This is a genomic window from Sphingomonas sp. SUN019 (genome assembly GCF_024758705.1).
Taxonomy (GTDB): domain Bacteria; phylum Pseudomonadota; class Alphaproteobacteria; order Sphingomonadales; family Sphingomonadaceae; genus Sphingomonas.
Window position 1 is genome coordinate 102,828 of the sequence record NZ_CP096971.1, and the last position, 26,394, is coordinate 129,221.

31 protein-coding genes are annotated in these 26,394 nt (G+C 66.5%); 18 read left to right on the plus strand and 13 right to left on the minus strand.

What is annotated here, in order from left to right; all coding sequences use genetic code 11:
* Positions 1-132 precede the first annotated feature (132 nt).
* Positions 133-645 (minus strand): protein-export chaperone SecB, encoded by a 513-nt coding sequence (gene secB / locus M0208_RS00490; RefSeq protein ID WP_258889793.1) that lies wholly within the window; start codon positions 643-645, stop codon positions 133-135.
* Between the two features lie 156 nt (positions 646-801).
* On the opposite strand from secB, the gene M0208_RS00495 reads away from it, so the two are divergent.
* The 3 genes from M0208_RS00495 to M0208_RS00505 are packed head-to-tail and all read left to right on the plus strand — an operon-like array spanning position 802 to position 3,231.
* Positions 802-1,443, plus strand: a complete 642-nt coding sequence (locus M0208_RS00495; RefSeq protein ID WP_258889794.1) for a Tim44/TimA family putative adaptor protein — start codon at positions 802-804, stop codon at positions 1,441-1,443.
* Positions 1,443-2,699, plus strand: a complete 1,257-nt coding sequence (locus M0208_RS00500; RefSeq protein ID WP_258889795.1) for a murein transglycosylase A — start codon at positions 1,443-1,445, stop codon at positions 2,697-2,699. The genes M0208_RS00495 and M0208_RS00500 overlap by 1 nt, the downstream gene beginning before the upstream one ends.
* Positions 2,674-3,231 carry a Smr/MutS family protein gene (locus M0208_RS00505; protein WP_258889796.1) on the plus strand — a complete coding sequence of 186 codons (558 nt, stop codon included), beginning with the start codon at positions 2,674-2,676 and terminating at the stop codon, positions 3,229-3,231. Before M0208_RS00500 ends, M0208_RS00505 begins: the two co-directional genes overlap by 26 nt.
* On the opposite strand, the gene dapE is transcribed toward M0208_RS00505, so the two are convergent.
* Both dapE and M0208_RS00515 read right to left on the minus strand, forming a co-directional pair.
* Positions 3,223-4,341 (minus strand): succinyl-diaminopimelate desuccinylase, encoded by a 1,119-nt coding sequence (dapE, locus tag M0208_RS00510; RefSeq protein WP_258889797.1) that lies wholly within the window; start codon positions 4,339-4,341, stop codon positions 3,223-3,225. The two genes, M0208_RS00505 and dapE, sit on opposite strands and share 9 nt — an antisense overlap.
* A complete protein-coding gene (locus M0208_RS00515) occupies positions 4,338-5,015 on the minus strand; it encodes a glutathione S-transferase family protein (protein ID WP_258889798.1) in 678 nt (225 codons plus the stop codon). Before M0208_RS00515 ends, dapE begins: the two co-directional genes overlap by 4 nt.
* Before the next feature lie 287 nt (positions 5,016-5,302).
* On the opposite strand from M0208_RS00515, the gene M0208_RS00520 reads away from it, so the two are divergent.
* Positions 5,303-5,812: a hypothetical protein gene (locus tag M0208_RS00520; protein ID WP_258889799.1), complete on the plus strand. Its 510-nt coding sequence runs from the start codon at positions 5,303-5,305 to the stop codon at positions 5,810-5,812.
* Positions 5,813-5,829: 17 nt separating this feature from the next.
* Here the strand turns inward: M0208_RS00520 and M0208_RS00525 are convergent, their stop codons facing one another.
* A complete protein-coding gene (locus M0208_RS00525; protein ID WP_258889800.1) occupies positions 5,830-6,282 on the minus strand; it encodes a universal stress protein in 453 nt (150 codons plus the stop codon).
* A 99-nt stretch (positions 6,283-6,381) separates the two neighbouring features.
* Here M0208_RS00525 and M0208_RS00530 point away from each other — a divergent pair, with 99 nt between their 5' ends.
* Genes M0208_RS00530 through lpdA form a run of 3 tightly spaced genes read left to right on the plus strand, consistent with a single transcriptional unit; the run spans position 6,382 to position 9,271 of the window.
* Complete coding sequence (locus M0208_RS00530) at positions 6,382-7,653, plus strand: pyruvate dehydrogenase complex dihydrolipoamide acetyltransferase (protein WP_258889801.1); 1,272 nt, start codon at positions 6,382-6,384, stop codon at positions 7,651-7,653.
* Positions 7,654-7,659: 6 nt separating this feature from the next.
* Positions 7,660-7,878 (plus strand): hypothetical protein, encoded by a 219-nt coding sequence (locus M0208_RS00535; RefSeq protein WP_258889802.1) that lies wholly within the window; start codon positions 7,660-7,662, stop codon positions 7,876-7,878.
* Positions 7,871-9,271, plus strand: a complete 1,401-nt coding sequence (gene lpdA, locus M0208_RS00540; protein ID WP_258889803.1) for a dihydrolipoyl dehydrogenase — start codon at positions 7,871-7,873, stop codon at positions 9,269-9,271. The genes M0208_RS00535 and lpdA overlap by 8 nt, the downstream gene beginning before the upstream one ends.
* Before the next feature lie 43 nt (positions 9,272-9,314).
* On the opposite strand, the gene M0208_RS00545 is transcribed toward lpdA, so the two are convergent.
* A complete protein-coding gene (locus tag M0208_RS00545) occupies positions 9,315-10,637 on the minus strand; it encodes a dicarboxylate/amino acid:cation symporter (RefSeq protein WP_258889804.1) in 1,323 nt (440 codons plus the stop codon).
* 343 nt (positions 10,638-10,980) lie between these two features.
* On the opposite strand from M0208_RS00545, the gene M0208_RS00550 reads away from it, so the two are divergent.
* Positions 10,981-12,237 (plus strand): Xaa-Pro peptidase family protein, encoded by a 1,257-nt coding sequence (locus M0208_RS00550; RefSeq protein ID WP_258889805.1) that lies wholly within the window; start codon positions 10,981-10,983, stop codon positions 12,235-12,237.
* Between the two features lie 9 nt (positions 12,238-12,246).
* Here the strand turns inward: M0208_RS00550 and M0208_RS00555 are convergent, their stop codons facing one another.
* From M0208_RS00555 to M0208_RS00565, 3 genes are read right to left on the minus strand one after another with little or no spacing between them, the layout of a single operon-like run.
* Positions 12,247-12,390, minus strand: a complete 144-nt coding sequence (locus M0208_RS00555) for a type II toxin-antitoxin system RelE/ParE family toxin (RefSeq protein ID WP_258889806.1) — start codon at positions 12,388-12,390, stop codon at positions 12,247-12,249.
* The gene (locus M0208_RS00560; RefSeq protein ID WP_258889807.1) at positions 12,336-12,542 is read right to left on the minus strand and encodes a type II toxin-antitoxin system RelE/ParE family toxin; all 207 of its coding nucleotides are present in this window, start codon (positions 12,540-12,542) and stop codon (positions 12,336-12,338) included. Before M0208_RS00560 ends, M0208_RS00555 begins: the two co-directional genes overlap by 55 nt.
* Positions 12,539-12,796 carry a type II toxin-antitoxin system ParD family antitoxin gene (locus M0208_RS00565; protein ID WP_258889808.1) on the minus strand — a complete coding sequence of 86 codons (258 nt, stop codon included), beginning with the start codon at positions 12,794-12,796 and terminating at the stop codon, positions 12,539-12,541. Before M0208_RS00565 ends, M0208_RS00560 begins: the two co-directional genes overlap by 4 nt.
* Before the next feature lie 104 nt (positions 12,797-12,900).
* Between M0208_RS00565 and alaS the strand changes: the two genes are divergently transcribed.
* Positions 12,901-15,561, plus strand: a complete 2,661-nt coding sequence (gene alaS / locus M0208_RS00570) for an alanine--tRNA ligase (protein WP_258889809.1) — start codon at positions 12,901-12,903, stop codon at positions 15,559-15,561.
* A 4-nt stretch (positions 15,562-15,565) separates the two neighbouring features.
* On the opposite strand, the gene M0208_RS00575 is transcribed toward alaS, so the two are convergent.
* Positions 15,566-16,156: a hypothetical protein gene (locus tag M0208_RS00575; RefSeq protein WP_258889810.1), complete on the minus strand. Its 591-nt coding sequence runs from the start codon at positions 16,154-16,156 to the stop codon at positions 15,566-15,568.
* 162 nt (positions 16,157-16,318) lie between these two features.
* Between M0208_RS00575 and M0208_RS00580 the strand changes: the two genes are divergently transcribed.
* The 7 genes from M0208_RS00580 (at position 16,319) to M0208_RS00610 (ending at position 21,986) form a co-directional block, all read left to right on the plus strand.
* Positions 16,319-17,023, plus strand: coding sequence for a glutathione S-transferase family protein (locus tag M0208_RS00580; protein ID WP_258889811.1), 705 nt, complete (start codon positions 16,319-16,321; stop codon positions 17,021-17,023).
* 113 nt (positions 17,024-17,136) lie between these two features.
* On the plus strand, positions 17,137-17,334 hold the full coding sequence (locus tag M0208_RS00585; RefSeq protein WP_258889812.1) for a hypothetical protein: 198 nt from the start codon (positions 17,137-17,139) through the stop codon (positions 17,332-17,334).
* A 54-nt stretch (positions 17,335-17,388) separates the two neighbouring features.
* On the plus strand, positions 17,389-18,762 hold the full coding sequence (gene radA / locus M0208_RS00590) for a DNA repair protein RadA (RefSeq protein ID WP_258889813.1): 1,374 nt from the start codon (positions 17,389-17,391) through the stop codon (positions 18,760-18,762).
* A 169-nt stretch (positions 18,763-18,931) separates the two neighbouring features.
* Positions 18,932-19,474 carry a CvpA family protein gene (locus tag M0208_RS00595; protein ID WP_258889814.1) on the plus strand — a complete coding sequence of 181 codons (543 nt, stop codon included), beginning with the start codon at positions 18,932-18,934 and terminating at the stop codon, positions 19,472-19,474.
* Positions 19,471-19,899, plus strand: coding sequence for an iron-sulfur cluster assembly scaffold protein (locus M0208_RS00600; RefSeq protein ID WP_258889815.1), 429 nt, complete (start codon positions 19,471-19,473; stop codon positions 19,897-19,899). Before M0208_RS00595 ends, M0208_RS00600 begins: the two co-directional genes overlap by 4 nt.
* Positions 19,900-21,657, plus strand: coding sequence for a cation:proton antiporter (locus tag M0208_RS00605; protein WP_258889816.1), 1,758 nt, complete (start codon positions 19,900-19,902; stop codon positions 21,655-21,657). It abuts the gene before it with no gap.
* Positions 21,654-21,986 carry a DUF423 domain-containing protein gene (locus M0208_RS00610; RefSeq protein ID WP_258889817.1) on the plus strand — a complete coding sequence of 111 codons (333 nt, stop codon included), beginning with the start codon at positions 21,654-21,656 and terminating at the stop codon, positions 21,984-21,986. Before M0208_RS00605 ends, M0208_RS00610 begins: the two co-directional genes overlap by 4 nt.
* Positions 21,987-22,064: 78 nt before the next feature.
* Here M0208_RS00610 and M0208_RS00615 read toward each other — a convergent pair whose 3' ends face one another.
* The 4 genes from M0208_RS00615 to M0208_RS00630 all read right to left on the minus strand — a co-directional run bounded on the left by M0208_RS00615 (position 22,065) and on the right by M0208_RS00630 (position 24,406).
* The gene (locus M0208_RS00615; protein ID WP_258889818.1) at positions 22,065-22,532 is read right to left on the minus strand and encodes a hypothetical protein; all 468 of its coding nucleotides are present in this window, start codon (positions 22,530-22,532) and stop codon (positions 22,065-22,067) included.
* Between the two features lie 98 nt (positions 22,533-22,630).
* A complete protein-coding gene (locus tag M0208_RS00620) occupies positions 22,631-22,771 on the minus strand; it encodes a DUF2256 domain-containing protein (RefSeq protein WP_258889819.1) in 141 nt (46 codons plus the stop codon).
* Positions 22,752-23,855 (minus strand): 3-dehydroquinate synthase, encoded by a 1,104-nt coding sequence (aroB, locus tag M0208_RS00625; RefSeq protein ID WP_258889820.1) that lies wholly within the window; start codon positions 23,853-23,855, stop codon positions 22,752-22,754. Before aroB ends, M0208_RS00620 begins: the two co-directional genes overlap by 20 nt.
* Positions 23,852-24,406, minus strand: coding sequence for a shikimate kinase (locus tag M0208_RS00630; protein WP_258889821.1), 555 nt, complete (start codon positions 24,404-24,406; stop codon positions 23,852-23,854). The genes aroB and M0208_RS00630 overlap by 4 nt, the downstream gene beginning before the upstream one ends.
* An 84-nt stretch (positions 24,407-24,490) precedes the next feature.
* Between M0208_RS00630 and M0208_RS00635 the strand changes: the two genes are divergently transcribed.
* Complete coding sequence (locus tag M0208_RS00635) at positions 24,491-24,628, plus strand: hypothetical protein (RefSeq protein ID WP_258889822.1); 138 nt, start codon at positions 24,491-24,493, stop codon at positions 24,626-24,628.
* Positions 24,609-26,393, plus strand: a complete 1,785-nt coding sequence (locus tag M0208_RS00640) for a hypothetical protein (protein WP_258889823.1) — start codon at positions 24,609-24,611, stop codon at positions 26,391-26,393. Before M0208_RS00635 ends, M0208_RS00640 begins: the two co-directional genes overlap by 20 nt.
* Position 26,394: the final 1 nt, after the last annotated feature.

The following is a 26,394-nucleotide window of genomic DNA, read 5'->3' on the forward strand; positions in this document are numbered from 1 at the left end:
TGAACCGGGTATCTAGCACCTCCCCGGCGCACGCCGGGGTCCAGTTGCCGAGGTTTTCGTTACTGAGCGAATTGCGCGCCTCACGCCGTCTCGCAACTGGACCCCGGCGTTCGCCGGGGAGGTGTCGGTGCATCAATTCTGGCCGAAGTCGCCCACCGCCGGCTGATCGGCCTGACCCTGCGCCTGCTGATGATACAGCGCGTTGAAGTCGATCGGCTCGAGCAGCAGCGGCGGGAAGCCGCCGTCGCGGATCGTGTCGGCGACGACGCGGCGCGCGAACGGGAACAGCAGGCGTGGGCCTTCGCCGAGCAGGAACGGCTGGAACGCGTCCTCTGGCACGTTGCGCAGGCCGAAGAGACCGGCGTAGGACAGCTCGACCAGGAACGCGACCTTGCCTTCGCTTTCGGCGCGAACCTCGATCTTCAGCGTGACTTCATGGACTTCGTCGGCGACCTGCGCCGAGGCGATGTCGAACTGGACGTTGATTTCCGGACCCTGCTGATTCTGGAAGATCGCGGGCGCGTTCGGATTTTCGAACGACAGATCCTTCACATATTGCGAAATCAGGCCGACCGCGGGCGAGGTGTCCGCGCCGTTGGGCAGCGGCTGATTGGTGTCGATGAAGCCGTTGTCCTGCTCGTCCATACAGAAGTCCTCAAAACCCGAAAAAGCGGGCGGCGACGTCGCGCGCCCGAACCAGCGGCGCGCCTAGCAGGGGGGGCGCGTGGTTTCAACGTCATGTGCATTTGAAGTGCGGACCCATCCGGCCTATGTTGGCGTTTGGTACGGATCGGAGGTCCGGTGTTTTATATTGTTCTTCTTGCGATGGTGGCCGGTTTTCTGGCGCTGAGACTATATTCGGTGCTGGGTAAGCGCACGGGTCATGAACCGCTGCCGAAGCCGGCCGAGGAACGCGTCGGTGCGCCGGTCGCGCCGCGCACGATCGATGCGACGCCGGAACAGCGCGAGCCGACGGCCAAGCCGTTCGAGGCGGGGGCCGAGAATGGCGTTCGCGCGATCATCGCCGCTGAACCGGGGTTCGACGTCAGTCGTTTCGTCGAAGGCGCGCAGGGCGCGTATCGCATGATCCTGGAAGCATATTGGAAGGGCGACGAGTCGGTCCTGAACGATTTGGTCGAGCCGCGCGTGGCCGAGGCGTTCGGCGAGGCGATCGCGGCGCGGCGCGAGGCGGGGCAAACGCTGGACAACCGGTTGGTGTCGATCGAGCGCGCGCTGATCTCCGGCGCGCAGGTCAATGGTCGCGATGCGCGGATCACGGTGCGTTTCGACGCCGATATCGCCGCAGTGACTCGCGACGGCGAGGGCAATGTGGTCGCCGGGTCGACCAGCGATGCGGTCGAGACGCACGACGTGTGGACCTTTGCGCGGACGCTGCGCAGCGACGATCCGAACTGGAAGCTCGCGGACACCGACGAAGCCTGATGTTTGGACGGGGGGTAGTGGCGCTGGCCGGGGCGCTGGCGTTGTCGGCGTGCGTCGGCGGTGGGGTCGAGCCGCCATCGCGCGGTGCGCCGCCGCGGGCGAGCGGCGCGGTTCGGCAGCCGACACCTTCGACACCTTTGCCGCCGGTTTCCGGCTCGACTGTCACGGGGGCTGGTACGGCTTCGCGGGCCGGATTGGCGCGCGGCCCTGCGGTCTCCAGCCTGCCGATGACGCGCGACGATGCGGCGGCGGCGCTGGCGGCGTTCCGGATCAGTTGTTCGTCGTTGATGCGGCGCGCCGATGCGTCGGGGCTGACGCGTGGAGCGGACTGGCAGCCCGCGTGCGGGGCGGCGGCGGGTTCCTCGGGTGACCCACGCGCGTTCTTCGCGCGCTATTTCGAGACGGTGCAGGTCGGCGACGGGCGCGCGTTTGCGACCGGATACTTCATCCCGGAAATCGCCGGATCGCGCGAATATCGTGAGGGTTATGCGCCGATCTATGCGCGGCCGACCGACCTGATCGACGTCGACCTCGGCCTGTTTGCGGACAATCTGAAGGGCAGGAAGATTCGCGGACGCGTGGAGGGGACGAATTTCGTGCCCTATTACGACCGGACCGCGATCGAGCAGAATGCGCTGCAAGGACGCGCGCGGGTGCTGGGCTATGCGGTCGATCCGGTCGAATTGTTCTTCCTGCAGGTGCAGGGGTCGGGTCTGGTGCGGATGCGCGACGGGTCGGTGCTGCGGATCGGGTACGACAGCCAGAACGGGCGTGATTACACCGGCATCGGCGCGCTGATGAAGTCGCGCGGGCTGCTCGGGGCGGGGCAATCGTCGATGCAGGGGATCGTCGCTTGGCTCCATGCGCATCCCGAAGAAGGCCGCGCGATCATGCGCAAGAACAAGAGCTTCGTGTTCTTCCGCGTGCTTGACGGAGAGCCGCTCGGTGCACTGGGCCTGCCGGTCAGCGGCGGGGCGACGGTGGCGGCGGACCCTAAGTTCATTCCGCTCGGCGCGCCCGTCTTCCTGTCGATGGACCGCACCGACGCGACCGGCATCTGGGTGGCGCAGGATACCGGCGGCGCGATCAAGGGCGCGAACCGGTTCGACACCTTCTGGGGCGCGGGCGATGAGGCGCGGGCGATCGCGGGCGGGATGAGCGCGCGCGGAACCGCATTCCTGTTGCTGCCGATCGGCACGCTCGACCGGTTGCGCGGGGCGGGGGGCGTGGATGCCTGGACGACGCCTAGACCCTGAAGAAGCGGCGCTGTGGGCGAAGGTCCGCGCGAGCGTCAGGCCGCTGCATCCGGTGGTGGCGAAGCGGGCGGCGGTGGTCGCGCCGCCGGTGGCGATCAAGCCGGTCAACAAACCCGTGGTGGCGGTGAAGGGCCGGGTGCCGCCGATCGCGCCACCGCGCGCGAAACCTGCCCCGCCGACCGCGAACACGCTGGATGGCAGTTGGGACCGGCAGATCGTGCGCGGGGTGGTGATCCCGGACAGCACGCTCGACCTGCACGGGCACACGCTGCGCTCGGCGCACGCGATGCTCGACGCGGGGCTAGACCGGTCGATCGCGCGGGGCGACCGCGTGCTGTTACTAGTGACGGGAAAGCCGCCGCGCGCGGAAAGCGAGCGCCCGCACGCGCGTGGCGCGATCCGTGCGGCGATCGGCGACTGGCTGGCGGCGTCGCGTCACGCTTCGGCGATCGCGGCGGTGCGGCACGCGCATCCGCGGCATGGCGGGCAGGGTGCGCTGTATATCGTGCTGCGGCGCGGGCGCTCAGCGTAAGGCGCGTTCGATGACGTCCGCGTAGATATCGGTCAGCAGCGCCAGATCGTCCAGCGCGACCGCCTCGTCCAGCTTATGCATCGTGGCGTTGATCAACCCGAATTCGACCGTGGGGCAGAGCGCCGACAGGAAGCGCGCGTCGGAGGTGCCGCCGGTCGTCGACAGTTCGGGCCGTACGCCGGTTTTCCCCTCCACGGCATCAGCGACCAGCGTCGAGAATGCACCCGGTTCGGTCAGGAACGCCTCTCCGGAAATGCGCGCCACCACCGTTGCGGCGGGGGCGTGGGTGTGAACGATGGCTTCGATGCGGCGGACGAGATCGTCGCCGCGCTGGAGATCGTTGAAGCGGATGCTGAGCCGCGCGGTGGCGCGGGCGGGAATGACGTTGGTGGCGGGATTGCCGACGGTCACGTCGGTGACCTCGATGTTTGACGGCTGGAACCAGTCGCTTCCGGTATCGAGCGTCAGTGCGCCGATCTCCGCCAAGATAGCGACCAGATGCCTGATCGGATTGTCGGCCAGATGCGGGTAGGCGACGTGGCCCTGCCGTCCGGGCACGTCGATCCAGATGTTGACCGACCCGCGCCTGCCGATCTTCATCATGTCGCCCAGCCGGTTCACGGACGTGGGTTCGCCGACCAGGCACAGGTCGGGCGTCAGCCCGCGTTCCGCCATGCGTTCGATCAGTGCGCGGGTGCCGAAGATGGCGGGGCCTTCCTCGTCGCCCGTAATGATCAGGCTGATCGTGCCGCCCGCATCGACCCGCGCGCAGGCGGCGACGAAGGCGGCGATCGCGCCCTTCATGTCGACCGCGCCGCGGCCGTGGAGCAGGCCCCCGCGCACTTCCGGCGTGAACGCGCCGCTGGTCCAGCCCTCGCCCGGAGGTACGACGTCGAGGTGCCCGGCGAAGGCGAAATGCCGTCCTCCGCCGCCGCGCACCGCCAGCAGATTTTCGACCGGCCCGTCTGGTTCGTCGCCGGTGACGAAGCGTTCGACCGCGAAGCCGATCGGCTCCAGCGCGGCCTGCAGCACATCGAACACGCGGCCGCGCGCGGGAGTGACGCTGTCGCAGGCGATCAGCGCGGAGGCCAGCGCGACCGGATCGGTCATGCCGCGGGCTGGACCTCGAACTGTTCGATCACCCATTCCTCTTCCTGCGCGCCCGCGATCCAGTCCTGCATGAAGGGATGGTTGAGTACCGCGTGGATGTAGCTCGCGGCGAAGCGCGCGACCGGCAATGAATAGGTGACGATGCGGGTGCAGACGGGCGCGAACATGATGTCCGCCGCGCCGAATTCGCCGAACAGGAATTCGCCTTCGCCATCCTTCCCGCCGCCGAAGCGCGCGCGCGCCTGCGCCCACAATTCCATGATGCGCGTGAGGTCGGCGAGCACGTCGTCGTCGGGGCGTTGCGGGGGGAACGCCTGCCGCACATTCATGCTGTGCTTGCGGCGGAGCGCGGCGAAGCTGGAGTGCATTTCCGCCGCCATCGACCGCGCCATCGCGCGCGCGGCGTCGTCCTCAGGCCAGAATATGTCGCGCCCGACCTTGTCAGCTAGATACTCGATAATGGCGAGGCTGTCCCACACCACCGCGTCCCCGTCCCACAGGATCGGCACCTTGCCCTGGCTCGGCGCGAATTCGTCGCCCTCGCGGCGCTTGTCCCAATCGGCGTCGTACAGCGGCACGACGACTTCCTCGAACGGGATGCCCGATTGTTTGCACGCCAGCCAGCCGCGCAGCGACCAGGATGAGTAGGCCTTATTGCCGATGATGAGTTTCATGGCAGCGCGGGGTAGAGAAACGGCGCACGCGCCGCAACCAGCGCCGGATAGTCGCGACGAAGGTGGGTGTTGTGCTCAGCCCGGTGCGTAGTCGCGATGAAAAGGCATGCCGGCCACATATTGTCGCCCGCCCACCAGTGCGTTTAAAATGAACGGTAATCCGGCAGAATGAGGGCGGGATAATTCACCGGAATGCTTTGATTTTTTGATGTAGGTTAACTCTGACCGGAAAAGAGCGCTTTACGCGGTATCGGTCCGCGGGCGGCGTTCGTGATTTGGAGGGGGCTGTGACGGATGGCATAGGACGCGTCGAATTAAGGAAGATCGCCGCCACGCTGGCGAAATTGACCGAGCAGATCGATAAGTCGGCGCGCGACCTTGCGTCGCCGGTGTCGTCCGAACCAATCGTCGAACCGATCCCGCCCGCGCAAAGTTATGTGCCGCGCAAGGCGGGCGACAGTCTGTCGATGGCGGAGGCTCTTTTCGCCGAACGGCGGCGGCGCGACTCCGTTTTCAACCAGCAGACGTACCTTCTGGGTGAGCCGGCGTGGGACATCCTGTTGTTCTTGTACATCGGTCGTCAGCGTGGATGGGCGGTCAGCGTCGCGCACGCCGCGCGCGCGACGGGCGCGGCGTCGACCACAGCGCTGCGCTGGATCGCCCGGCTCGAAGGCGACAATATGGTGCAGCGTGAGATCGATCCGTTCGATCGCCGGCGGGTTCTGTTACGCCTGACCGACGGGGCGGCGTCCTTGCTGGACACGTATGTGGATTCGCTGCGCCCGATCGGATCGTGACCACGTCGTGGCGACGGTCAGCTCAACCGGTCGATCGCCGCGCGGTCGAGATTGCCGGGGATGATCATCAGCGGCACGGGCAATGCGCCGACGTCACCCGCGAAATGCGTGACCAGCGGTCCCGGCGCGCCGCTGGCTGCAGCGCCCAGCACCAGCGCGGCGATGTCGGCATTTGCGGCGATCATCTCGCGGATGATCTTCGGCCCGTCCCCTTGCCGCACGACGATCGACGGTCGCAGCCCCGATTCCTCGATCAGCGTGCCCGCCGCTTTCGCGACCAGTCCTTCGGCCTGCAGCCGCGCCTCGTCCTCGATCGTCGCCTGCACGCCGCCGAACGCAATGAATTCCTGTTGTGGGATCAGCGCGAGGATTTCGACCCCGCCGCCGGTTTTCACCGCGCGGCGGGCGGCGAAGCGCAACGCGATTTCCGCCTCCGGCGTGTCGTCGATGACGGTCAGATAGATGCGCATGGAAAGTCCCCTGTTGCGGTCGACTATCGCGCCGCGGGGTTGACCGCGCAAGGGCAGGGCGCGAGAGACGGGGCCGCTCACGGATACCCGAGGACGTTCATGCCGATCGAGATCAAGATGCCCGCTTTGTCGCCTACGATGGAGGAGGGCACGCTGGCCAAATGGCTGGTCAAGGAAGGCGACACGGTAAAATCCGGCGACCTGATGGCCGAGATCGAGACCGACAAGGCGACGATGGAATTCGAGGCGGTCGACGAAGGCGTGATCGGCAAGATCATGGTCGCTGAGGGAACCGACAATGTGAAGGTCGGGACGGTGATCGCGCTGCTGAACGGCGAGGGTGAGGAAGCGACGCCTGCCCCCGCTGCGAAGGAAAAGCCGGAGGCCAAGGCCAAGCCGAAAAATGTGGAGGCGCCGAAAGCCGAGGCGAAACCGGCCGAAGCACCGAAGCTCGCACCCGTGAAGAGCGATGGCGGTGACCGCGTGAAGGCCAGCCCGCTCGCGCGCAGGATCGCCGCAGAGAAGGGCGTCGATCTTTCCGGGCTTTCTGGTTCGGGTCCGAACGGCCGGATCGTTCGTGCCGACATCGAGGGCGCGAAGCCCGGCGCGACCGCACCCGCTGGTGCTGCCGAAGCGCCGGCCATGGCTGCCCCGGCCAAGCCCGCCACGGTTCCCGACATTCCGCACGAGGCGACCAAGCTCAGCAACGTGCGGAAAACGATCGCGCGCCGCTTGACCGAATCGAAGCAGACCGTTCCGCACATCTACCTGACGGTCGACGTGCGGCTCGATGCGCTGCTGGCCTTGCGCGCCGAGTTGAACAAGGGACTCGAGAAGCGCGGCGTGAAGCTGTCGGTCAACGATCTGATGATCAAGGCGCAGGCGGTCGCGTTGATGCAGGTGCCCGCGTGCAACGTGATGTTCACGCCCGACCAGCTCATCACGTTCAGCCGCGCCGACATATCGGTCGCGGTGTCGACGCCCTCGGGCCTGATCACGCCGATCATCGAAGGTGCGGATACCGCAACGCTGTCCAGCATCTCCACGAAGATGAAGGATCTCGCCGCCCGCGCGCGCGACGGGAAGCTGAAGCCGGAGGAATATCAGGGCGGTACCGCCTCGATCAGCAACATGGGGATGTACGGCATCACGCAGTTCGATGCGGTCATCAATCCGCCGCAGGGCATGATCCTGGCGATCGGCGCGGGCGAGAAGCGCCCGTGGGTGATGGAGGACGGCTCGCTCGGTGTCGCCACCGTGATGTCGGCGACCGGCAGCTTCGATCATCGCGCGATCGACGGCGCGGACGGCGCGGCCTTCATGCAGGCGTTCAAGGCGCTGGTGGAAAGTCCGCTGGCGATGCTGGCCTGAGCAACCATGGGACGCGCGACGCTGGTCGAGCTGTTGCACCTGGTTACCGGCCTGGTGCTGACCGCCGCCATCTTCCGCACCGCCGCCTGGGCCTATCCGCCGGGGCGTGATTCGCTGGAGCCGATCGGCTGGCTGACGATGACTGCGGTCTTCGTGATGAGCGTGCCGGAGGTGCGCAAGGCGTGGATCGCGGACCGGACGAAGAAGGAAGAAGAACTTGGCTGACACCTATGATTTGATCGTCCTCGGCTCCGGTCCCGGGGGCTATGTCGCCGCGATCCGCGCGGCGCAGCTGGGCTTGAAGACTGCGATCGTCGAGCGTGAACTGCTCGGTGGGATCTGCCTCAACTGGGGCTGCATCCCGACGAAGGCGCTGCTGCGCTCGGCCGAAATCTATCATTATATGCAGCATGCGAAGGACTACGGGCTGGTCGCGGAGGGTATTTCCGCCGATCTCGATGCGGTGGTGAAGCGTTCGCGCGGGGTGTCGAAACAGCTCAACCAGGGCGTCACGCACCTGATGAAAAAGAATAAGATCGCGGTCCACGTGGGCGCGGGGAAGCTGGCCGGGAAGGGGAAGCTTTCGGTTACCGACAAGGACGGCAATACGACCGAACTGACCGCCAAGAACATCATCGTCGCCACCGGCGCGCGCGCACGCGACCTGCCGGGCGCGCCCGCGGACGGCAAGCGCGTCTGGACCTATCGCCACGCGATGACCCCGGCCGAGATGCCGACCAAGCTGCTGGTCATCGGTTCCGGCGCGATCGGGATCGAGTTCGCGAGCTTCTACAACGACATGGGTGCCGACGTGACGGTCGTTGAGATGCTCGACCGGATCGTGCCGGTCGAGGACGCGGACGTTTCCGCCTTCCTGGAAAAGGCGCTGACCAAGCAGGGCATGACGATCATGACCAAGGCCGGGGTCGACAAGCTCGAGGTGTCCGACAAGGTCGTGAAGGCGACGCTAAAGGACAAGGCGGGCAAGTCGACGACAACCGAGTTCAGCCATGTGATCGTCGCGATCGGGATCGTTCCGAACACACAGGACATCGGGCTGAAGGAAGCGGGCGTCGCGGTGGACGAGCGCGGTTTCCTGACGACCGATGCGACGTGCAAGACCAACGTCGACGGCATCTATGCGATCGGCGACATCACCGCGCCGCCGTGGCTGGCGCACAAGGCGGGTCACGAGGGCGTGATCGCGGTCGAGGCGATCGCAGGCAACCATCCGCACGCGATGGACCCGCTGAACATCCCCGGCTGCACCTATTGCCACCCGCAGATCGCCAGCGTCGGGCTGACCGAAGCGAAGGCGAAGGAAGCGGGCTATGCCGTGAAGGTCGGGAATTTCCCCTTCATCGGCAACGGCAAGGCGATCGCGCTGGGCGAGGCGGAGGGCTTCATCAAGACGGTGTTCGACGCGAAGACCGGCGAACTCCTCGGCGCGCACATGATCGGCACAGAGGTCACCGAACTGATCCAGGGCTATACGATCGGCAAGACGCTGGAGACGACCGAGGCGGAGCTGATGGAGACGGTCTTCCCGCACCCGACGCTGAGCGAGATGATGCACGAGAGCGTGTTGGGGGCGTACGGCCGGGCGATCCATATCTGAGGCGCATCAAGCCCCTTCCCTGAAGGGAAGGGGACAAACAGCATCAAACCTCCCGGAAGCTGTCCACGTCGCGCGCGGGGCCGTGACCGGCGGGTGCGGGGAGGGGGTCGATCTCGATTGGTTCGGGCGGATCGAAACCCCCCTCCCATTTCGCCACCACTGCGCTCGCCACCGCATTGCCGATCACGTTGGTCGCGGTGCGGCCCATGTCGAGGAAATGGTCGACCGCCAGGATCAGCAGCAGCCCCGCCTCGGGGATGTTGAACATCGGCAAGGTCGCCGCGATCACCACCAGTGATGCTCGCGGCACCGCGGCAATCCCCTTCGACGTGACCATCAACACCAGCAGCAACGTGATCTGCTGCCCGATCGACATGTCGATGCCATACGCCTGCGCGATGAACAGCGCGGCGAACGACATGTACATCATCGACCCGTCGAGATTGAACGAATAGCCGAGCGGCAGGACGAAGCTGGCGATCCGCGGCGGGATGCCGAACCGGTCGAGCGCCTCCAGCATCCGTGGATAGGCAGCCTCCGACGATGCGGTCGAGAACGCGACCAGCAATGGCTCGCGCACGTGTCCGATCAACGCGCCCATCTTGCGGCCGATGAACAGGAAGCCGACGCCGAGCAGGATCGCCCAGAGCGTGAACAACGCGAGGTAGAAGGTGCCCATGAAATAGGCGAGTTGCCCGATTACGCCGGGTCCACGCTCAATCAATGTACCAGCCACCGCGGCGAACACCGCGAACGGCGCGACGCGCATGACGTAGTCGGTGATCTGCAGCATGACGTGGACCAAAGCGTCGATCGCCTTCACCAGCGGCGCGGCCTTCTCGCCGACCGCGGTGATCCCGATGCCGACGAACAGCGACATCACGACGATCTGCAGCACCTCGTTCTTCGCCATCGCGTCAATCATCGACGCGGGGAAGATATGCGCGATGAAGTCCTTCAGGTTGAAGGCGGTCGTCTCCACCCCGCTGGTGGCGGTCACCGGCGGCAGCGGCAGGTTCACGCCCACGCCGGGCTGGAACACGTTGACCAGGATCAGGCCGAGCCCGAGCGAGATCAGGCTGGCGCAGATGAACCAGCCGAGGCTGCGACCGCCGATCCGCCCCAGCGCCTTTGTATCGCCCATCTGTGCGATGCCCGACACGAGCGTCGCGAAGACGAGCGGCGCGATGATCATCTTGATGAGGCGCAGGAAGACGGTGGTGACGATCGAGAAATAATCGGCGATCTGCTTCAACTCGGCGGTCGCCGCAGGGGTGCCGTCATCGATCGCGCCGTTGACGACCAGGCCGGTGATCAGGCCCAGCACCAGGCCGATGAGAATATAGACGGTAAGCCGTTTGCCCACGGGTAACTCCGAAAGAATGCCTAGGGTCCAAACTCAATCAGGACGGGGTCGTGATCGCCCGGAGAAGCCCGTCGGCAAGGAGCGCAGCGCAGACGCGTAGCTTAAGCTACGCGCAAGCAAGCGACGCCGTCCGACGGGCTTCTCCGGGCGACCGCTGCGCGGCGGGCCGATTTTGGCGCCATGCGGCGTCGCGCGTCGGTCACGATGCTTTGGCATCGCTCCCTCCTTGCTCCTTGCCTGGCGCCAAAATCGGCTCCGTCACGATCCCCGTCCTGATTGAGTTTGGACCCTGCCAGCGAAGGGGATTGCGGCGCGCGGGTCAAGGACCGTATCGTTCGAGACGATGATCCATGCCCTGAACCGCCGCACGCTGATCGGCGCCGCGCTCGCCGCGCCGATGCTCTCCACCACGGCGATTCTCCGTGCGGCGGAGCCCGATCTGTCGAGCCTGTCGGACCTGACGAATGCGGTGAAATCGATCGATGCGGCCGAACGTGCGCAGCGTATCGCCCGCGCGCAGGAGATGATGCGTGTTGCGGATATCGCGGCGGTGGTGATCGAGCCCGGCGCGTCGCTGACCTATTTCACCGGCGTGAAATGGAGCCGCAGCGAACGCGTCACCGCCGCGGTCATCCCGCGCGAAGGTGAGGCGTTGATCGTCACGCCGTTCTTCGAGGAGCCGTCGGTGCGCGAGACGCTCGACGTGCCCGCGGAGGTGCACGTTTGGCAGGAGGACGAGAGCCCGTTGGCGCTGATCGCGGCGTGGCTGAAGGAGCGCAAGCTGACCACCGGCAAGCTCGGGATCGAGGAAACTGCGCGCTTCTTCGTGTCGGACGGGCTCGGGGCGTTGCTTCCGGGGGTGCGAATCGTTTCCGCCAACCCGATCGTCCGCGCGATCCGCATGATCAAGACCCCCGCCGAGATCACGCTGATGCAGGCCGCGACGGACGTGACGATTGCCGCCTATCGCTGGACGTGGCCGCGCGTCGAGGCCGGGATGACGGGCAAGGACGTGTCCGCACTGATGAACGCCGCGACGCAGAAACTGGGCGGTGAGCCGCTGTTTTCGATGGCGCTGGTCGGCGAGGCGGCGGCCTATCCGCATGGCAGCCGCAAGGTCCACAGGATCGCGCCGGGCGAGGTGCTGCTGATGGATTGCGGCTGTTCGGTGCGGGATTACGAATCGGACGTGTCGCGGACGTTTTCCTACCGCAATGTCCGCCCGGAGGTCCGCAAAGTGTGGGATCAGGTCGCCAAAGGCCAACAGATCGCGTTCGCCGCTGCGAAGATCGGCGCGCCAGCCGGGACAATCGACGACGCGGTCCGCGGGTACTACGAATCGCTAGGTTACGGCCCGCGCTACCGTCTCCCCGGTCTGTCGCACCGCACCGGCCACGGCATCGGCATGGACGGCCACGAACCGATTAACCTGGTGCACGGCGAGACGACGAAACTGGCCGCGGGCATGTGCTTCTCCGACGAGCCGGGGCTTTACCTGCCCGGCAAGTTCGGCGTCCGGCTGGAGGATTGCTTGCACATGACCGACGCAGGACCGAAATGGTTCAGCGAGCCGCCGAAGTCGATCGATGCGCCGATTTAATAGGGGATTTCAGTCCAGAAGCAGGATTGCGGTGTAGTCTCGTGACCCGTGAAGCACGTGAAGGATCGCAACCGCGTCATCCTCGATCCGGTAAAAGATCAGGTACTTGCCGTGCAAACAGCGCCTGATGCCTTGATGCTCATATCGCCGCACGTGGGAAATCGCTCCGGAAAGAACGGCAAGTGCGCACATCGCGCGCGTATCTCGCGGACAAACATCACGGCCCGCACTGGGTCGTCGCGAGCGATGTAGTCGGCGATGGCTTCGAGATCGTCTTCCGCCTCGGCGTTGAAGCGAACAATCATTCCGCGTGCGGAATCATCGCCAGATATTTCGCTTCCAGGCGATCGAACACCTCGTCCGCCGGGCGGGTCCGGCCTGCCTCGCTATCCGCCAGACCGCGCGCGAGGGCCGCATCGAGGGCGGCAAGCCGCGCCTCGCGATCCTGAACAAGACGGACGCCCTCGCGCAGCACCTCGCTTTTCGAATTGTACCGTCCGCTGTCGACCATCGTGGCGACGAACGCCTCCAGCGTCTTACCCAGTTCCGCACTGATCATGGCACCGCTCCATATTTGAGTTATCAACTATTATCAGCGCATTTGATTCCAGTCCACGCCCTGACCGCTAGGCAGCGCGGCTTTGCGCGATTAAGTCCCCACCCATGACCTCGACCAACGACATTCGCCGCGGCTTCCTCGATTATTTTGCGAACGCAGGCCATACGATCGTGCCCAGCGCGCCGCTGGTGCCGCAAAACGACCCGACGTTGATGTTCGTCAACGCCGGGATGGTGCCGTTCAAGAACGTCTTCACCGGTCTTGAAAGCCGCCCGTACAAGACCGCGGTGTCGTCGCAGAAATGCGTGCGGGCGGGGGGCAAGCACAATGACCTCGACAATGTCGGCTATACCGCGCGGCATCATACGTTTTTCGAAATGCTGGGGAATTTCAGCTTCGGCGATTATTTCAAGGAACAGGCGATCGCCCACGCCTGGACGTTGCTGACGAAAGAATGGGGCCTTCCGGCCGACAAGCTGACCGCGACGGTCTATCACACCGACGATCAGGCGTTCGATCTGTGGAAGAAGATCGCAGGTCTGCCCGAGCACCGCATCATCCGCATCGCGACCAAGGACAATTTCTGGGCGATGGGATCGGACGGGCCGTGCGGGCCGTGTTCGGAGATTTTCTACGATCACGGCGATCATATTCCCGGTGGCCCTCCCGGCAGTCCGGATGAGGACGGCGACCGCTTCGTCGAGATCTGGAACCTGGTGTTCATGCAGCATCTGCAGGAGGCCGATGCGATCGTCGGCGATCTGCCGCGGCCGTCGATCGACACCGGCATGGGGCTGGAGCGGGTCGCCGCGGTGATGCAGGGCGTCACTGACAATTACGACACCGACACGTTCAAGGCGCTGATCGCGGCGTCGGGAGAACTGACGCACACCGCGACGACCGGCGGCAATCAGGCGAGCCACCGTGTGATCGCGGATCACCTGCGCACGTCGGGCTTCCTGGTCGCGGACGGCGTGCTGCCCGCGAACGAAGGCCGCGGTTACGTGTTGCGCCGGATCATGCGGCGCGCGATGCGGCACGCGCATCTGCTGGGCGCGAAGGAGCCGCTGATGCACCGGCTGGTCCCGGCGCTGGTCGCGGAGATGGGCGCGGCGTTTCCCGAACTGGTTCGCGCGCAGCCGATGATCGAGGCGACGCTGCGGCAGGAGGAAACGCGTTTCCGCCAGACGCTCGACAAGGGACTGAAGCTGCTCGACGAGGCGACCGCGGGCATGGCGGCGGGCGATACGCTGAGCGGCGAAACCGCGTTCAAACTCTACGACACGTTCGGTTTCCCGTACGATCTGACCGAGGATGCTCTGCGCACGCAGGGCTTTACGGTCGATCGTGCGGGCTTCGATACCGCGATGGCCGAGCAGAAGCGCGCGGCGCGGGCGGCGTGGAAGGGGTCGGGCGCGAAGGCGTCGGACGATCTGTGGTTCGATATCGCCGAGGAAAGCGGATCGACCGAATTCACCGGTTATTCGAGCGATACCGGCGAAGGCGCAGTCGTTGCGCTGGTGAAGGATGGCGTGAGCGTCGAGCGGGCCGACGCTGGCGACAGCGTCGATGTGATCGTGAACCAGACGCCCTTCTATGGCGAGAGCGGCGGCCAGGTCGGTGATGCGGGTTCGATCAGCAGCGACAATGGTTTGCGCGCGATCGTTCAGGATACGTCGAAACAGCTAGGCCGGGTATTCGTCCATCATGCGAAGATTCAGGCGGGCGAAATCAAGGTCGGCGATGCGGTGAAGCTGGCGATCGACGTGAAGCGCCGCGCCGCGATCCGCGCCAATCACTCTGCGACGCATCTGCTGCACGAGGCGTTGCGCCAGCGGCTGGGGACGCATGTCGCGCAGAAGGGGTCGCTGGTCGCGCCCGATCGGCTGCGTTTCGACGTGTCGCATCCGGTCGCGATGACTCCGGCCGAACTCGCCGATGCGGAAGTCGCGGTGAATGCGCAGATCCGCGGCAACGGCGCGGTTTCGACCCGGTTGATGACCCCGGACGAGGCGATCGCTGAGGGTGCGATGGCGTTGTTCGGTGAGAAATACGGCGATGAGGTTCGCGTCGTATCGATGGGCACGGAGGATGATGGCAAGACCTATTCGATCGAACTGTGCGGCGGCACGCACGTCGGGGCGCTGGGCGACATCGGCCTGTTCAAGGTCGTCGGCGAGGGCGCGGTATCGTCGGGCGTGCGGCGGGTCGAGGCGCTGACCGGCGAGGCGGCGCGAACCTATCTGACCGCGCGTGACGAGAAATTGCGCGAGGCGGCGGCGGCGCTGAAGTCTTCGCCCGACGAAGTGCCCGCGCGCGTCGCGGCGCTGATCGAGGATCGGCGGCGGCTGGAACGCGAACTGGCCGAGGCCAAGAAGGCGCTCGCGATGGGTGGGGGGGCTGCGGGCCCGGCCGAAAGCGAGGAGGCTGGCGGCGTCGCGTTTGTGGGTCAGGTGCTCGACGGGTTCGAGGCGAAGGGCCTGCGCGGTGCGGTCGACGAGACGAAGCAGCGGATCGGATCGGGCGTCGCGGTGCTGGTGGCGGTGAACGACGGGCGCGCGACGGTGGCGGTCGGGGTGACCGACGATCTGGTCGCGACGTTCAATGCGGTGGACTTGCTGCGCCAGGCGGTCGCCGCTGTCGGCGGACAGGGCGGCGGTGGACGGCCTGACATGGCGCAGGGCGGCGGACCGGATGGGTCGAAGGCCGCGGACGCGGTGGCGGCGGTCCGCGCGGCGCTCGAGGAGAGCCGCGCGGCCGCCTGACCGGTTACTTCGCGGGCGGGGTGGCGGCTGGAGCGGGGGCTGCTGCCCCTGCCGGCGCCGCCGCGCCGCTCATCGCCGCGTCGAGTTGCGCCGCGGTCATGCCGAGCGTCACGCCCTTCTCGCCTGGACCGAAGCCCGCGATCGGCAGCTTCGCTTCGCCCTTGGCGGTCTTCAGCGTGACGTATTGCGCGTCGGTCGCCTTGATCGTGCCGAGCGTCGCGCCGCCCGTGCCATAGACGGTGGCGCCAGCGACGAGCTGCGACCGGAACTGCTGGGTCGCCTGCGCGGTCTGCTGACCGGCGGCGGCGTCGAGCTGCGCCTTGGTCATGCCGAGCGTCGGACCCTTCGCGCCGGTGCCGAGCGAGGCGACCGGGACCGCCGCCTTTACCGTGCCGGTGTCGATCACGGCGTTCGCGCCATCGGTGCTGGCGATCGTGCCGACCACGCCGCCCTGCGCGTCATAAACGGTCGCGCCGACCGCCGCTGAGGCCGTGGCCCCGGCGGCAGGCGCAGCGGCGGGAGCGGGTGCAGTCTGCGCGCTGACGGAGATCGGCGTGAGCGCGGTGGTCAGGGCGATGAACGCGAAACGGTACATGGTATTTCCCTCATGTGTTGCCGTGGTGAAAATCTTGTTTCGTTAAATCAACGACGACAATGCGATGGAGTTCCCTGCAAGCCGCCCCGCGGCGGATCGCGCGATTGAAGGGACGAATGGCGCGATGTTCCATTCGCGTTCGCGCCTTCCTATGTTTCGGGCATGACCGATCTCAGCGATTTTCCGATCACCCGCCGTTGGCCCGCCCGGTATCCCGACCGCATCCAGCTATATTCGCTGAACACGCCGAACGGGGTGAAGGCGTCGATCATACTGGAGGAGATCGGGCTGCCGTATGAGGCGCATCTGGTCGATTTCGGGAAGGACGACCAGAAATCGCCCGAGTTCCTGTCGCTCAACCTGAACGGCAAGATCCCCGCGCTGATCGATCCCGATGGGCCGGGCGGCACGCCGCTGGCGCTGTTCGAGAGCGGCGCGATCCTGCTCTATCTCGCCGACAAGACCGGCCAGTTCATCCCGAGCGACCCCGCTGGGCGGTGGCACGCGATCCAATGGGTGATGTTCCAGATGGGCGGTGTCGGACCGATGTTCGGGCAGCTTGGTTTCTTCAACAAGTTCGCGGGCAGGGCGTGGCCGGACAAGCGCCCGCTGGAGCGATATGTTGCGGAGGCGAAGCGGCTGCTGGGCGTCATGGACACGGCGTTGGCGGGGAAGACGTGGTTTCTGGGTGAAGAATACACGATCGCAGACATCTCGATGCTGGGGTGGGTGCGTAACCTTATCGGCTTCTATGAAGCGCGCGAGCTGGTCGGGTTCGATCGCTACGCGAACGTTGCGGCATGGCTGGAACGGGGGCTTGCGCGCCCGGCGGTGCAGCGCGGCCTGGAGATTCCGGCGAAGGGTTAGCGTCGGTTCGCGAGCGCGAACGAAGATTCCTGTGGGTAACTCATGCCGCGCGTCCATTTCGGGTCCACCCCTGTACAAAAGTACGGTAGCGCCAGTCGTGAGGGAGGATTCGGATGCACGGCTTCGCTTCCAATGATGCGCTTATTCATGGGTCGGTCGTCGGTGCCGATGTCGCGAACGAAATGCTGGCGGCGTTGCGCGCCGGGACGGTCACGCTGGCCTATGTCACGGCCTGGATCGGCGAGCTTCGCAGCGAAGATCTCGGGATGCTGGCGCGCGAGGTCGAACTCAGGCTGCCCCGCATGAATTGACCCGATCGAATCTCTCTGTTCCCCTCTCGTTCCAGTCCTGCTACATCGGTGCGCATGGCGAAACCCCAGAAGCGCTACGTGTGTCAGGCCTGCGGATCGGTGTCGCACCGGTGGCAGGGGCAATGCGGCGATTGTTCGGAATGGAATACGCTGGTCGAGGAGATCGGCGGGAACGTCACGCCGTTTCAGGCCAAGCATAACCTCCAATCGGGCGGGCGCGCGTTTCAGCTGGTCGGGCTGGATGCGGAGGTCGCGCTGCCCGAGCGAATGGCGTCGGGAATCGCCGAATTCGACCGCGCGCTGGGCGGGGGGTTCGTCGAGGGATCGGCGACGCTGATCGGCGGCGATCCGGGGATCGGGAAATCGACTTTGCTGTTGCAGGCGGCGGCGAAGATGGCGCTGGCCGGGCTGCCCGTCGCCTATGTCTCGGGCGAGGAAGCCGCGGATCAGGTGCGGCTGCGCGCGCGGCGGCTGGGGCTGGGCAATGCGCCGGTGCAGCTCGCGGCGGCGACGTCGGTGCGCGATATCCTGACCACCTTGTCCACTGGGCGGCCACCCGCGTTGCTGGTGATCGATTCGATCCAGACGATGCACTCCGACCTGATCGAGGGCGCGCCGGGGACGGTCAGTCAGGTGCGCGCGTCGGCGCAGGAATTGATCCGCTTCGCTAAGGAACGCGGCACCGCGGTGGTGCTGGTCGGGCACGTCACGAAGGACGGGACGATCGCGGGGCCGCGCGTGCTGGAGCATATGGTCGACACCGTGCTCAGCTTCGAAGGCGAGCGCAGCCACCAGTACCGCATCCTGCGCGCGATCAAGAACCGCTTCGGCGGCACCGATGAGATCGGCGTGTTCGCGATGGTCGCGGAGGGGCTGGCCGAGGTGTCGAACCCATCGGCGCTGTTCCTGACGCAGCGCGACGAAGGCGTGACGGGGACGGTTGTGTTTCCGGCGCTGGAGGGGACGCGGCCGGTGCTGGTCGAGATACAGGCGCTGGTTGTGCGGCTCGCCAGCGGTGCGACGCCGCGGCGGGCGGTGGTCGGCTGGGACAGCGGGCGGCTGGCGATGATTCTCGCGGTGCTGGAGGCGCGGTGCGGCCTGAATTTCTCGACCTGCGAGGTGTATCTGAACATCGCGGGCGGATACCGGGTGCAGGATCCCGCGGCCGATCTGGCGGTGGCGGCGGCTTTGGTGTCGGCGCTGTCCGAACGGCCGGTTGCGGCGGATGCGGTGGCGTTCGGGGAAGTCGCGCTGTCGGGTGAGCTACGCCCGGTCGCGCATGGCGCATTGCGATTGAAGGAGGCGGGCAAGCTGGGGTTCGAACGCGCATTGGTGCCCGGCGCGATGAGCGGGGACAAGAGTCCGCTGACGCTGTCTGGGTTCAAGACGCTCGGCCGGTTCGTTGACCATATGCTGGGGCGGGGGTAGCGCGTCCGACAACATAACCCCACATCCGCTCATCCTGAGGAGCCATTGAGCTTGTCGAAATGGCGTCTCGAAGGACACATTCGAACCCGTCCTTCGAGACGGGTCTTCGCCACGCTCAGCCCCTCCTCAGGATGAGCGGTCTGGGACAATATTGGGCCGGTATTTTTCGATGAATCTCAACGGCACCGACATCGCCGTCCTGATCGCGGTCGGCGGCAGCGCTTTGCTGGGGCTGAAGCGCGGCTTCGTGACCGAAGTGCTGGCGCTGTTCGCCTGGGTGGCGATCGTGTTCGCGGTGAAGATCGCGCATCTGCCGCTGGCGAAGATGCTGACCGTGACGGTCGGCACGTCATCCGGCGCGGCGGTGCTGGCGTTCGCGTTGCTGGCCGGGGGCACCTATTTCCTCGGGCGGCTGGTCGCCAATGCGATCGGCGGGCGAGTGCGAAGCTCGGTGCTGGGGCCCGTCGATCGCGCGCTCGGGTTCGGGTTCGGGGCGTTGAAGGGCTTGATCCTCGCCAGCCTCGCATTCCTGCTGATCGTACTGGTGCTCGACACGATCGGCGGCGGGCCGACGCGGCGGCCGTTGTGGCTGAAGGAGGCGCGGACCTATCCGTTGCTGAACGCGACCAGCGCAGGAATCGCCGATTTCGTCGATCGCCGCCGCCGCGGGCAGCCGGTGTTCGCGCCGCGTCCGGCAGGGGCTGCGAAGTGAACGCGCCGCTCTACAATGCGGAGATTTTGCGGTTGGCGACGGAAAACCCGATCGACGAACGGCTCGCGTCGCCGATGGCGTCGGTCGAGAAACGCTCGCCGATCTGCGGCAGCCGCGTGACGGTGGACGTCAACGTGGACGGCGAGGGACGCGTGAGTGAGGCCGGGATGCTGGTGCGTGCGTGCGCGCTGGGGCAGGCGTCGTCGTCGCTGCTCGCCGCGAACCTGATCGGCCGCACGCCTGAGGAGTTGGCGGCGGCGCGCGATGCGCTGACCGCGTGGCTGGCGCGCGAGGGGGACGCGCCCGATTGGCCCGGACTCGACATCTTCACCCCCGCGCTCGACTATACCGCGCGTCACCCGTCGATCCGCCTCGCGTTCGAGGCGGCGGCGGAGGCGGCCGAGATCGCACGGGGAACGAAGTAGATGGAGCACGCCGGGACTTCGCTTCTCCGCGACGGGTTCATCCTGCTCGGCGCGGGGCTGGGTTTCGTCTTGCTGTTCCGCCGTCTCGGCCTCGGCGCCACGCTGGGATTCCTTGTCGCGGGCGCGGTCGTCGGACCGCAAGTGCTGGGACTCGTCGGGGACGCCGAATCGAAGCTCGGCATCGCCGAACTCGGCATCACGCTGCTGCTGTTCATCGTCGGGCTGGAGCTGAATCCGTCGCGATTGTGGCGGCTGAAGGAGGACATTTTCGCGCTCGGCGGGTTGCAGGTCGTGTTCTGCGGTATCGCGATCACGGCGATCGTCGCGCTGTTCGCGGGCTTCTCGATCCCCGCCGCCTTCGCGCTCGGGCTGCCGCTCGCGCTGTCGTCGACCGCGCAGGTGCTGCCGATGCTGCAATCGGCGGGGCGGCTGCGGACGCCGTTCGGCGAACGCGCGTTTTCGATCCTGCTGTTCCAAGATCTGTCGATCATCCCGCTGATCACGATCATCGCCGCGATGAGCCGCAATCCGGCCGATGCCGCGGGGCCGCCGGGGTGGCTGTTGGTCGTCTATACCTTCCTCGCCATCGCCGGACTGATCGCCGCGGGGCGTTTCATCCTGCGACCGCTGTTCCGGCTGATCGGCAACATGGGCGAACGCGAGATGTTCGTGTTCGCGGCGCTGTTCACGGTGCTGGCGAGCGCGGCCGTGATGGAGGCGCTGGGCCTGTCCACTGCGCTGGGCGCATTCATCGCAGGCGTGATGCTGGCTGACAGCCCGTACCGGCACGAGTTGGAGGCCGATGTCGAGCCGTTCCGATCGATCCTGCTCGGGCTGTTCTTCCTCGCGGTCGGCATGATGTTGAACCTGACCGCGATCGCCGAACGGCCGCTGTTCGTGATGGCGATGGCGGCGGCGCTGATCGCGACCAAGACGCTGGTGATCTTCCTGATTGGCCTGGCGTTCAAGATGACGTGGCGCGGCGCGCTGGCGCTGGGATTGCTGCTCAGCCAGGGCGGCGAATTCGGCTTCGTCCTGTTCGCGCAGGCGCAGAATGCCTATCTGATCGCGCCCGATGCGGCGTCGCTGTTCGGCGCGATCATCACGCTCTCCATGGCGACGACGCCGTTCCTGATGATGGCGACGCGGAAATTCCGCGAGGAGCCGCTGGCCAAGAATCAGGAGCGCGATGGCCCGACCGCGGACGGCGCGAATGCGCTGATCGTCGGTTATGGGCGGTTCGGCCAGACCGTCGGGCAGATGCTGCTGGCGCAGGATATTCCCGTCACGCTGATCGACACCGATATCGAGATGATCGACATCGCGGGCGAATTCGGCGCGAAGGTCTATTACGGCGACGGCACCCGGCTGGACCTGCTGCGGCAGGCGGGTGCGGCGGAGGCGGAACTGATCCTGTTCTGCATCGACGGCGACCAGATCACGCCCGAGATACTGGAGGGTGTGCACGAGGCTTTTCCGAACGCCGCGATCTACGTCCGCGCCTATGACCGGCGGTCGCTGGTGAAGCTGAAGCAGGGACCGGTCGAGTTCGTCGTCCGCGAAGTGCTCGAATCGGCGGTGAAGATGGCGCGCCTCGCGATGGAGGGGCTGGGCATCGACCGCGCCGACATCGATCGCGCGGAGGACATGTACCGCGCGAAGGACAAGGAACGGCTGCGCATCCAGATCGAATCGGGCGACATCCGCGCGGTGCGCGAACAGGTGGCGCGCGAGATGCCGTGGGGGAACGATCGATGAATCTGCTGATGATCCTGGCCGCATTGTCGGGCGCGCTCGCCGTCGCGGCGGGGGCGTTCGGGGCGCATGGCGCGAGCGGGCCGGCGGTGGAGTGGTTGAAAACGGGTGGGCAGTATCAGCTGATTCACGCGGTCGTGGCGCTGGCCGCGCTGAAGATGGAGGCGCGAGGGCCGGGGTGGTTGTTTGTCGCCGGCGGGCTGGTGTTTGCGGGGTCGCTGTACCTGATGGCGCTGGGGCTGCCGCGGTGGCTCGGTGCGGTTACGCCGATCGGCGGGGTGTTGCTGATCGGGGGGTGGTTGTGGCTGGCTTGGGTTGGAATGCGGGGGTGACGTAGAGGCCGCTTCTTTTCGCCCCGATGCGGCTGGATACGAAGGCGGATTTAGTCGAAGTTCGCACAAGTTGAAGCGTCATTCCCATGTGACGGTCGTTCGCAGCTTGCAGTTGGACGGGGATTGGCCTTCCTCGAACAAGCTCACTCGATCTATCGCAGTCAGCTGTTGCGGTGTGAGAGGCGCTGGCGACGTAAAATACGCCGCCGCGTGTACGCCATTCCAGATTGCCACCTGATAGCGCTCGTCAATTTTTCTCTCGGCAAAACGGGCGGGCCTTGAAGCCGAAAAAGCTTTAACAATCCGGCCTTTGGGACGGCTGGCCCAGCCAACGCCATGAACGTCCAGAATACCGAAGTCACCTTCCCAGCGGAAGCTGCCGCCATGAATTCCTCCCTCCAACGTCGTGACCCTTTCCCCTGCTAGTAAATCGATGATGGGAGAGTAGCCGCAGAAGCGCGCTGGTCCCTCCAAATCGCTGGCGAGTGCGGGAACGGAGGCGATGGTTAGTGTGAAGCCAAGGGCGGCTGCATACGCTAATTTCATGTTGCCCCCTACCGAGTTTGACAGTCCGCTATAAAGAGACACCCGCGGTTAGCGGAAGACCCGCTACCGCCAGTAGCAGATAGTTCTACCCGCCCACCTCAACGCTTCTTCCGGCACGCATCCGAGCAATAGACCACGCTCTCCCAATCCCGCGCCCATTTCTTGCGCCAAGTGAATGGGCGATCGCAGGTGGGGCAGGTCTTGGTGGGGAGGTTTTCCTTACGGACGCCGTTGGGCATCGAGGAACGCCTCCACGTCGGACAGGTCGACGTTCTTGTCGAGGTAGGTCTGACCGATCCCGTGCGTGAGCAGGAAGGGGATGCGGCCGCCGCTGGCTTTCTTGTCGTGGCGCATGTGCTCGACCAGCGCCGCGCCGTCGGCGGTGATGCCGGCGCTCGACAGGCCATCGGGAAGGCCGCTTTCCTGCCAGTGCGCGCCGACGCGGACGGCGTCCTCGGCGCTGCACAGGCCGTGCGCAGCGGAGAAGCCGAACGCCAGTGCGCAGCCTGCGGCGACCGCCTCGCCGTGGAGCAGGCGGTCGGAGAAGCCCGCTTCGGCCTCCAGCGCGTGGCCGAAGGTGTGGCCGAGGTTGAGCAACGCGCGGCGGCCCTTTGTTTCATATTCGTCCTCGCCGACGATGCGCGCTTTGGCGGCGACCGAATGCGTGATGGCGTATTCGCGCGCGGCGGGATCGCCCGCGAGCAGTTTCGCGCCGTTCGCCTCGCACCAGGCGAAGAAATCGGGGTCGTCGATCAGGCCGTATTTCACGACCTCGGCATAGCCCGCCCGCACCTGACGCGGCGGGAGGGTGTCTAGCACGTCGGGGTCGATCAGCACGAGCGCAGGCTGATGGAAAGCGCCGATGAGGTTCTTGCCCGCGCGCGCGTTGATCCCGGTCTTGCCGCCGACCGACGAGTCGACCTGCGCCAAAAGGGTTGTCGGGATCTGCACGAAGCCGCAGCCGCGCTTCAGGATGCTGCATGCGAAGCCGACCAGATCGCCGATCACCCCGCCGCCCAGCGCGATGACGTGATCGCCGCGCTCTATGCCGAGATCGAGCAGCCGGTCGCACAGCGCCTCCAGCGTCGCCCAGCTTTTCGATTTTTCCCCCGCGGGCAGCACGATTGCGTCGCTCGCCACCCCCACGGCGTCCATCGATGCGCGGAGCGTCGCCAGATGCGGCGCGACATTCTCGTCCGCGACGATCGTCATCCGCCGTCCGCGTGAGAGCGGTGCGAGCCGATCGCCAGCACACGCCAGCAGTCCGGCGTCGATCACCACGTCGTAACTGCGCGATCCCAGTTTCACTTCGACGATATTCACCGGCCGATCGCCTCCAGGATCGCCCGCACGGTGGCGTCGTGCGGGGCGTTGTTGCTCGCCACCCGTATCGGCGCGAGCGCGTAGAGCGGATTACGCGCCGCCGCCAGTTCGCGCAGCACCGTCCCCGGATCGCGGTTCCGCAGCAACGGCCGCGTGTTGCGGCGCTTCACGCGCTCGACCAGCACATCCGGGTCGGCATCGAGCCAGACCGCCAGCGCCTGCTCCAGGATCAACGCGCGCGTGTCGTCGTTGACGAACGCGCCGCCGCCGGTGGCGATGATCTTGGGCGTGCCGTCGATCAGCCGCGCGATGACGCGACGTTCGCCGTCGCGGAAATATGCCTCGCCATACTCAGCGAATATCTCGCTGATCGTCATGCCCGCCGCGGCTTCGATCTCGTGATCGGCGTCGACGAACGGCAGCGCCAGGCGATTCGCCAGCCGCCGCCCGACGGTCGATTTCCCCACCCCCATCAGCCCGACGAGCACGATCGCCCGACCGTCCCAGCGGCCGGTTTCGGCGGAAGTCGGAGGCGCGGGGCTTTGCATCATGATCGTCGCGGCTATACAGCGCTTGCGGGTCGGGGGCACAAGCCGCCTGACGCCCGGTTTCTTTTCGCGTCTAGGGTTCAAGATATGTCCCGGTTGCTCGTTTCGCTGGTAGTGTTGCTGGTCGTCGTCGTGGGGGGGCTGTTCTTCCTTGCCGGACGGGCGACCGAACAACCGACGACGCAGGTCGAAAAGGCGGTCGAGCTTGGCAATCTCGCGAGCTAGGCTGCTCGCGGCGTCGGCCGCTACGCTACTGCTTACCGCCGCCGCGGTCGCGCAGCAGAGTCAGCAGAACCAGCAGACCCCCGAATCGCTTTTGCCGCCGGGCTTCGACGAGCCCGTCGCACCCGCGCCTGCGCCGTCTGGACCCGCGGTGCCGCCGGGAACGATGGTGCAGCCGTTGCCGCTGCCTGATGTCTCCCCTAGCCCAACGCCGTCGCCGACCGCATCGCCGACGCCGATCGATCCCGCCAAGCTCGCCGAATATGAGATGCCCGCGTTCGCGCGGCGCTCACTCGATGTCGTCGGCGCGGCGGGGACGACCGAGGGCGGATTGCCCGCGAATGCGTTCGGCACAGCGGACGGCCAGTATCTCGAAACGCTGATGCGGCGGCTGTCCGCGCCGCTGCCGTCGCGCTGGCTGTCGATCGCGCTGCGCCGCGCCTTGATGTCGCGGGTCGATACGCCGGCGAACGTGAACGGCGCGGATTTCGCCGCCGAGCGCGCGTGGTTGTTGTTGCGGATGGGCGAGTCGGTCGCCGCGCGCAGCGTGGTGCAGGCGGTCGACACCACCAATGTGACGCCGAAGCTGCGGCAGGTGACGATGCAGGCGGCGCTCGCCACCGCCGATCCGGCGGGGCTGTGTCCGCTGACGTCAGCCGCGCTCACCGGTGCGCCGGAGCCGGGCTGGGTCGTCGCGCAGGCGATGTGTGCGGCGCTGTCGGCCGAGCCCGGCGGCGCGCGGCCGTATATCCAGCAGATCCGGCGCAAGCGCGTCGCCAGCGGAATCGACCTGCAACTCGCCGAAAAGGTCGCGGGTGCAGGCGCGAACAGCCGTCAGGCGATCACGATCGAATGGGATCCGGTGGTGCAACTCACCGCCTGGCGCTTCGGCCTCGCCACCGCGACCGGGGTGAAGATCCCCGATTCGCTGTACGAGACGGTCGGTGCGCAGGTGACCGGCTGGCGCGCGCTGGCCCCCGCGATCCCGCTCGCTGATCGCGCCGCCCCGGCTGAGCGCGCGGCGGCGATGGGCATCCTGTCCAACCTCGCGTTGGTCGACCTGTACGGCGCGCTGGATGCGGCGGACGATACCCCTGCGGCGCTCGGTGCGACCGCCGCCGATCTGCGCGTCGCTTATGTCGGCGGCGATACGGCCGCGCGCATCTCGGCGATCGAGCAATTGTGGAATGCGGCGACGACACCGGGCGCGCGTTATGCCCGGATGGTGCTGACCGCGCGCGCCGCCGCGCGGCTGCGTCCCGCCAGCGATGTGAAGCAGGCCGACGGGCTGGTCGCGTCGATATTGTCCGCGGGGCTGGATCGCACGGCGCAACGCTGGCGCGAGTTCGTGCCCGAGGGTGGGGACGCCTGGGCGATGCTGACGCTGGCCGACCCCGATGCACAGGATAGGCTGGCGTCCGGCGCGGTCAGCGGCTTTTCCGGAAGCGGCGATGCTACGCGGAAGCGGCAGTTGTTCTTCGCGGGTGTCGCAGGACTGGGGCGGCTGGCGCCCGACGACATTCAGTCGGCCGCCGAATCGCTCGACGTGCGGATCGGCGCGGAAAACGCCTGGACCCGCGCGCTGGACCGGGCGGTGCGCGATCGTCAGCCCGCGACGGTGATCCTGCTGTCCGCGATCGGGATGCAGACGCGTAGCTGGGGCGGCGTTCCGCCCGCCGCGCTCTATCGGATCATCGCGGCGCTGCGTGCGGTGGGTCTGAGCGGAGAGGCGCGGATGATCGCGGTCGAGGCGATCGCGCGCGCCTGAC